The sequence below is a fragment of the Pantoea sp. R102 genome (assembly GCF_004916815.1).
Classification (GTDB): domain Bacteria; phylum Pseudomonadota; class Gammaproteobacteria; order Enterobacterales; family Enterobacteriaceae; genus Pantoea; species Pantoea dispersa.
This window is the reverse complement of the sequence record NZ_SDFT01000010.1, coordinates 1-7,726: the sequence shown is the minus strand read 5'-3', so window position 1 is coordinate 7,726 and position 7,726 is coordinate 1. Positions and strand designations below refer to the sequence as shown.

Here is a 7,726-nt window from a genome sequence, read left to right as displayed (position 1 = left end):
AGCGGCAGGCTGGCCAGCGGTGGGGCGGCGGGCAGCGCCACCAGCGACTCCTCAATCCAGCTGCCGCGCGCAATCGGGCGCAGCGCTGTGCCAATCACTTCACCGTAACGCACGATGGCACCGTGGAGGGCGATATCGCTCAGCGCCACTTTGTGCCCCTGCGGCACATGCTCAGTCAGCTGCAGACCGTCATCAAAGCGGCTGCCTGCGGGCAATCCCTGATCGTTGACCACAATCGCCACGTTATCGGCGTCGTGCACTTTAATGTAGCGCGGTTTGTCTGTCAGAGGTCGGTTCATTGCTCACCTTCCGGTTCGTCGCACCGGTCATAGCGGTGCGGTTGAAATCACGTCCGTCACATCATCGTTATTTGCCAGCCTCAGTATAAGCAGGGGTATTGGCCCACGCATTGTGCAACTGACTGGCTTTGTGCCGCGATCGGCGCGCAGTTTGGTTCGTTTTACCAAACGCAAGTGAAGAGCCTCACAAAGCGTACGCTTGCTGTTCACTTTTACAGCAATCTGGCGGCTGGATGGCGGGTTCCGTGAGCCACGCCGCAGCGTTATGGGCAAATGCCACAAAATTGTGCCGGATTGGGGATTATCCTCGGGCGTTCCTCCAGTGTTTCGCGGCGATGCTGTTCCTATACTGATTGCCGTTCTTCAACGTTTGGTTATTCGTCACGACGCATCATCGTTTTGCCATAACAACAATCGCCGTGTTTAACCCAACATCATTCTGATACCCAACGCGATGTGTATGCAGTCAGAGTGAATGTAGCGTTCGCTATATTTCAGGAGTGCATCATGAATAGTTACAGCCAGACAGCGGCAGCGGTGCAGAAGCGCACCAACGCCCGTTACTGGATTGTGGTGATGTTATTTATCGTCACCTCGTTCAACTACGGTGACCGGGCCACCATTTCGATTGCCGGTTCGGCGATGTCGAAGGAGATCGGTCTCGATTCCGTCGGCCTCGGCTACATCTTCTCCGCCTTCTCGTGGGCGTACGTTATCGGTCAGATTCCTGGCGGCTGGCTGCTGGACCGCTTCGGCTCCAAACGCGTCTATTTCTGGAGCATCTTCCTGTGGTCGCTGTTTACCCTGTTGCAGGGCTTCGTCGACATCTTTAGCGGCTTCGGCATTGTGGTGTCACTGTTCCTGCTGCGCTTCATGGTGGGGCTGGCGGAAGCGCCGTCTTTCCCGGGTAACAGCCGTATTGTTGCTGCCTGGTTCCCGGCGCAGGAGCGCGGTACCGCCGTCGCCATCTTTAACTCCGCCCAGTACTTCGCCACGGTGATTTTCGCACCGATCATGGGCTGGCTGGTGGCCGAGGTGGGCTGGGCGCACGTGTTCTGGTTCATGGGCGGGCTGGGCATCATTCTCAGCTTTATCTGGCTGAAAGTGATTCATGACCCGAACGATCACCCTGGCGTAAACAAAGCCGAGCTGGAGTACATGGAGCAGGGCGGTGCGCTGATTAACATGGATGCGAAGAAAGCCGAGCGTAAAGTGAGCTGGGATGAGAAGTGGTTTCAAATCAAGCAACTGCTCTCCACCCGCATGATGTGGGGGATCTATCTCGGTCAGTACTGCGTTAACGCCCTGACCTACTTCTTTATTACCTGGTTCCCGGTGTATCTGGTGCAGGCGCGCGGCATGTCGATTCTTAAAGCCGGCATGATCGCCTCGATTCCCGCCATCTGCGGCTTCCTCGGCGGCGTGCTGGGCGGCGTGATTTCAGATTACCTGATGCGTAAAACCGGCTCGCTGAACATCGCGCGTAAAACCCCGATTGTCATCGGTATGCTGCTCTCCATCAGCATGGTGATGTGTAACTACACCGAAACCGAATGGGTAGTGGTGCTGTTTATGGCGCTGGCGTTCTTTGGTAAAGGCATTGGCGCGCTGGGCTGGGCGGTGATGGCCGATACCGCACCCAAAGAGATCAGCGGCCTGAGCGGCGGCCTGTTCAATATGTTCGGTAACTTCTCTGGCATCGTCACGCCGATTGCCATTGGTTACATCATCGCCACCAGCGGTTCGTTTGAAGGGGCGCTGATTTATGTCGGCATCCATGCGTTTGTGGCGGCGTTCAGCTTCCTGGTGATAACCGGCGATATCAAACGTGTCGAACTCAAACCCCGGTCATAAGGAACCGAATATGAATACGCAAAGTTCCCCGGTGATTACCGACATGCAGGTGGTCCCGGTGGCGGGTTACGACAGCATGCTGCTCAACATCGGCGGCGCGCACAGCGCCTGCTTCACCCGCAATATCGTGGTGCTGACCGACAGCGCCGGTCACACCGGCGTCGGTGAAGCGCCGGGCGGTGAAACCATTTATCAGACGCTGGTCGCGGCAATACCGCAGGTGAAAGGGCAGCAGGTGGCGCGCATGAACCGGCTGGTGCAGCAGGTGCACAAAGGTAACCAGTCGGCGGATTTCGATACCTTCGGCAACGGCGCCTGGACGTTTGAGTTGCGGGTCAATGCGGTGGCGGCGCTGGAAGCGGCGCTGCTCGACCTGCTCGGCCAGTGCCTCGGCGTGCCAGTGGCCGAGTTGCTGGGGCCGGGTCAGCAGCGCGATGAGGTCACGGTGCTGGGCTACCTGTTTTACATTGGCGATCGGCGTAAGACTGATTTGCCGTATCAGAGCGGCGACGCGGCCGGTCACGACTGGTATCACCTGCGCCATCAGGAGGCGCTGACGCCGGACGCGGTGGTGCGCTTAGCCGAAGCGGCGCAGGACAGGTACGGCTTCAAAGATTTCAAACTGAAAGGCGGCGTGCTGCCGGGCGAGCAGGAGATTGCCTCGGCGGTAGCGCTGAAGCAGCGTTTCCCCGACGCGCGCATCACCGTCGATCCCAACGGCGCCTGGCATCTGGCTGAAGCCATCGCGCTGTGCAAAGGCCTGCACGAGGTGCTGAGCTATGCCGAAGATCCGTGCGGTGCCGAGCAGGGATATTCCGGGCGCGAAGTCATGGCCGAGTTTCGCCGCGCCACCGGTCTGCCGGTCGCCACCAATATGATCGCCATCAACTGGCGGGAGATGAACCACGCGGTGATGCTCAACGCGGTCGATATTCCGCTGGCCGACCCGCACTTCTGGACGCTGAGCGGCGCGGTACGCGTGGCGCAGCTGTGTGATGAGTGGGGACTGACCTGGGGCTGCCACTCCAATAATCACTTCGACATTTCGCTGGCGATGTTTACCCACGTCGGCGCAGCGGCACCGGGTAAACCGACCGCCATTGATACCCACTGGATTTGGCAGGAGGGCGACCAGCGCCTGACCAAAGAGCCGCTGCAGATCCGCAACGGCAAAATTGCTGTGCCGGACAAGCCCGGCCTCGGCGTTGAACTGGACTGGGATCGCCTGCGCCAGGCTAACGCCCTGTATCAATCGCTGCCGGCAGGCGCACGTAATGACGCCACGGCAATGCAATATCTGGTTCCCGGATGGTCGTTCGACCGCAAGCGTCCGGCTTTTGGACGCCGCCATGCATAAGGAGCAGGAAATGAGTCACACCCCCAAAATTACAGCAATGCAGGTCATTCCGGTGGCCGGTTACGACAGCATGCTGCTGAATCTGAGCGGTGCCCACGCGCCGTTTTTTACCCGCAATATCGTGATTGTGAAAGATAACGCCGGCCACACGGGCGTGGGCGAGATCCCCGGCGGCGAGAAAATTCGTCAGACGCTGGAAGACGCGGCGGCGCTGGTAACCGGAAAAACTGTCGGCGAGTACAAAAATATCCTCACCCTGGTGCGCACTACCTTTGCCGATCGCGATGCCAGCGGGCGTGGCAATCAGACCTTTGACCTGCGCACCACCATTCACGTGGTGACCGGCATCGAAGCGGCGCTGCTGGATCTCCTCGGCCAGCATCTGGGCGTCAACGTGGCGTCGCTGCTGGGCGAAGGACAGCAGCGTGACCGTGTCGAGATGCTCGGCTACCTGTTTTACATCGGCGATCGCCGCAAAACGTCACTGCCGTATCAGAGCCAGACCGATGATCCGTGCGACTGGTATCGCCTGCGGCATGAGGAAGCGCTGACGCCGGACGCGGTGGTGCGCCTGGCAGAAGCCGCCTATGAAAAATATGGCTTTAACGATTTCAAACTGAAAGGTGGCGTACTGCGCGGCGGTGAAGAGGCCGAAGCGGTAACCGCACTGGCGAAGCGTTTCCCGCAGGCGCGCGTGACGCTCGATCCCAACGGCGCCTGGTCGCTGAATGAGGCCATCCTGCTCGGTAAACAGCTGAAAGGCGTGCTGGCTTATGCAGAAGATCCGTGCGGCGCTGAACAGGGTTACTCCGGACGTGAAGTGATGGCCGAGTTCCGGCGCGCCACCGGTCTGCCTACCGCCACCAATATGATCGCCACCGACTGGCGCCAGATGGGCCACACGCTGTCGCTGCAGTCGGTCGATATTCCGCTGGCCGATCCGCACTTCTGGACCATGCAGGGCTCGGTGCGCGTGGCGCAGATGTGTCACGACTTCGGCCTGACATGGGGTTCGCACTCCAACAACCATTTCGATGTTTCGCTGGCGATGTTCACCCATGTGGCCGCCGCCGCACCGGGCGCCATTACCGCCATCGACACCCACTGGATCTGGCAGGAGGGCAACCAGCGCCTGACCAAAGAGCCGTTGCAGATCAAGGGCGGCATGGTGCAGGTGCCGCAGAAGCCGGGCCTTGGCGTCGAACTGGACATGGATCAGGTGATGCAGGCCCATGCGCTGTATCAGCAGCATGGACTGGGCGCGCGCGACGATGCGCAGGCGATGCAGTTCCTCGTGCCGAACTGGACATTTGATAACAAGCGTCCGTGCCTGGTGCGCTGATTTTATTCCGCGCGCCCGCGGGCGGCGGTGCTAAATAACAGGAGTAGAGATCATGAGCAATGCCTGGCCCAACCCTTTTCGTCGTCGTTTGCTGGCAGGGGAAACCCTGATTGGCAGCTGGTGCGCCCTTGCCAATCCTCTCACCACGGAAGTGCTGGGGCTGGCGGGCTTTGACTGGCTGGTGCTGGACGGCGAACACGCGCCGAACGACATCACCACCTTTATTCCGCAGCTGATGGCGCTGAAAGGCAGCCCGAGCGCGCCGGTGGTGCGACCGCCGTGCAATGAGCCGATCATCATCAAGCGTCTGCTGGATATTGGCTTCTATAACTTCCTGATTCCGTTTGTGGAAACCGCAGAAGAGGCGGCGCGCGCGGTGGCATCGACCCGCTATCCGCCAGCCGGTATACGCGGCGTGTCGGTTTCGCATCGCAGCAATATGTACGGCACGCTGCCGGACTACAACGCCACCATCAATGACAACATCACCGTGCTGGTGCAAATCGAAACCCAGCAGGCGGTGGACAACATTGACGCCATCGCGGCGGTGGACGGCGTAGACGGCATCTTTGTCGGCCCGGGCGATCTGTCAGCGGCGCTGGGCTATCTTGGCCAGCCGGCGCATCCGGAAGTGCTGAAAGTCATCCGTTACATCCTTGAGCGTGCCAAAGCCGCCGGTAAGCCGAGCGGGATTCTGGCGCCGGTGGAGGCTGACGCACGCCGTTATCTCGAATGGGGTGCCAGCTTTGTTGCCGTCGGCAGCGATTTGGGTGTTTTCCGCCACGCCACGCAGGCGCTGTGCGACAAATTTAAGCAGTAACTGACGAAGGGGAAAGGCAATGAAAATTGGATTTATCGGCCTCGGCATCATGGGCAAACCGATGAGTAAAAACCTGGTGAAAGCCGGTTACACCCTGGTGGTGCGCGACCACAACGCCAGCAACGAAGCCGAACTGGTGGAGCTGGGTGCCACCGTGGCGAAAACGCCGAAAGAGCTGGCCGCGCAGGTTGATGTGGTGATCACCATGGTGCCGAACTCACCGCAGGTGAAAGAGGTGTGTCTGGGCGAGAACGGCATTATCGAAGGGGCGAAGCCGGGGCTGGTGGTGATCGACATGAGCTCCATCGCGCCGCTGGCCAGCCGCGAAGTGCATGATGTGCTGGCAGAAAAAGGCATCAGAATGCTGGATGCGCCGGTGAGCGGCGGTGAGCCAAAAGCGATTGAAGGCACGTTGTCGGTGATGGTCGGCGGCGATAAAGCGCTGTTTGATCAGTGCTACGATGTTCTTAAGGCGATGGCCGGTTCGGTGGTGCACACCGGCGATATCGGCGCGGGCAACGTCACTAAACTGGCCAACCAGGTGATTGTGGCGCTCAACATTGCCGCGATGTCAGAAGCGCTGTCGCTGGCCACCAAAGCCGGCGTCAATCCGGAACTGGTTTACCAGGCGATTCGCGGCGGTCTGGCGGGCAGCACCGTGCTGGATGCCAAAGCGCCCATGGTGCTGGACCGCAACTTTAAGCCTGGCTTCCGTATCGATCTGCATATCAAGGATTTAGCCAATGCGCTTGATACCTCACACGACATTGGCGCACATCTGCCGCTGACCGCGGCGGTGATGGAGATGATGCAGGCGCTAAAAGTCGACGGGCAGGGTACGTCCGATCATAGCGCGCTGGCTTGCTATTATGAAAAATTAGCCAAAGTTGAGATCACCCGGTAGTGCCCGCGTCCGGTGTCTGCGGATGCCGGACGCTGTACTGCCTTAGCCAGACGGATTTCCGTCACCTACCGCGCTCGGATTGCCTATGAAAATTGTCATCGCACCGGATTCATACAAAGAGAGTTTGTCCGCCCTGGAAGTGGCTACCGCGATAGAAGCGGGATTTCGCGAAATTTTCCCCGCCGCTGACTATGTCAAAATACCGGTCGCCGACGGCGGAGAAGGCACGGTTGAAGCAATGGTGGCGGCAACCCAGGGCAACATCGTCAGACTGACGGTGACCGGGCCGCTCGGCGAGCCGGTCGACGCGTTTTACGGATTATCCGGTGATGCGCGTACCGCCTTTATTGAGATGGCGGCGGCCAGCGGGCTGGAGCTGGTGCCTGCGGCACAGCGCGATCCGCTAATCACCACTTCCTACGGTACCGGTGAACTGATCAAAAACGCGCTGGATCGCGGCGTCGATCACATCATCATCGGCATCGGCGGCAGCGCCACCAACGACGGCGGCGCCGGCATGGTGCAGGCGCTCGGTGCCCGGCTGCTGGACAGCCACGGCAGCGGGATTGGCTACGGCGGCGGGGCACTGCCGCAACTGGCGAAGATTGAGATCGCCGATCTGGATCCGCGCCTGCTGCAGTGCCGCATTGAAGTGGCGTGCGACGTGACCAATCCGCTGATTGGCGAAGAGGGTGCGTCAGCGATTTTTGGCCCGCAGAAGGGCGCCACGCCGCAGCTGGTGCAGCAGCTGGATGCCGCGCTCGGCCATTACGCTGCGATTATTCAGCGCGACCTGGATATTGATGTGCTGCACATCGCCGGCGGTGGCGCAGCCGGCGGCATGGGCGCGGCGCTGCATGCGTTTTGCCACGCGGAACTGCGGCGCGGCATTGAGATTGTCACCGAAGCGCTGGGGCTGGCGCAGCAGGTGCAGGATGCCGATCTGGTGATTACCGGTGAAGGGCGCATCGACAGTCAGTCAGTCAACGGCAAAGTGCCGGTTGGCGTGGCGCAGGTGGCGAAGCAGTTCAATAAGCCGGTGATCGGTATTGCCGGCAGCCTGACGGCGGATGTCGGTGTGGTGCATCAGCACGGGATCGACGCGGTGTACAGCGTGCTGTCGGGTATCTGTTCGCTGGAAGAGGCGCTG

General features: G+C 60.2%; 7 protein-coding genes. 6 read left to right on the top strand and 1 reads right to left on the bottom strand.

Annotated elements, in window-relative coordinates; all coding sequences use genetic code 11:
* A partial coding sequence (locus ERD80_RS01515; protein WP_248295802.1) for a UxaA family hydrolase occupies positions 1–299 on the bottom strand: 299 nt, incomplete at its 3' end.
* A 507-nt stretch (positions 300–806) separates the two neighbouring features.
* On the opposite strand from ERD80_RS01515, the gene ERD80_RS01510 reads away from it, so the two are divergent.
* The 6 genes from ERD80_RS01510 to ERD80_RS01485 form a co-directional block, all read left to right on the top strand.
* Complete coding sequence (locus tag ERD80_RS01510) at positions 807–2,153, top strand: MFS transporter (protein WP_058771607.1); 1,347 nt, start codon at positions 807–809, stop codon at positions 2,151–2,153.
* A gap of 10 nt (positions 2,154–2,163) precedes the next feature.
* The gene (locus ERD80_RS01505) at positions 2,164–3,510 is read left to right on the top strand and encodes an enolase C-terminal domain-like protein (RefSeq protein WP_136545563.1); all 1,347 of its coding nucleotides are present in this window, start codon (positions 2,164–2,166) and stop codon (positions 3,508–3,510) included.
* Between the two features lie 10 nt (positions 3,511–3,520).
* Positions 3,521–4,852 (top strand): glucarate dehydratase, encoded by a 1,332-nt coding sequence (gudD, locus tag ERD80_RS01500; RefSeq protein WP_125310155.1) that lies wholly within the window; start codon positions 3,521–3,523, stop codon positions 4,850–4,852.
* Between the two features lie 52 nt (positions 4,853–4,904).
* A complete protein-coding gene (gene garL, locus ERD80_RS01495; RefSeq protein ID WP_136545562.1) occupies positions 4,905–5,672 on the top strand; it encodes a 2-dehydro-3-deoxyglucarate aldolase in 768 nt (255 codons plus the stop codon).
* A gap of 19 nt (positions 5,673–5,691) precedes the next feature.
* Complete coding sequence (gene garR / locus ERD80_RS01490; protein WP_136545561.1) at positions 5,692–6,576, top strand: 2-hydroxy-3-oxopropionate reductase; 885 nt, start codon at positions 5,692–5,694, stop codon at positions 6,574–6,576.
* An 85-nt stretch (positions 6,577–6,661) separates the two neighbouring features.
* On the top strand, positions 6,662–7,726 hold a 1,065-nt coding region (locus ERD80_RS01485), incomplete at its 3' end, for a glycerate kinase (protein WP_136545560.1).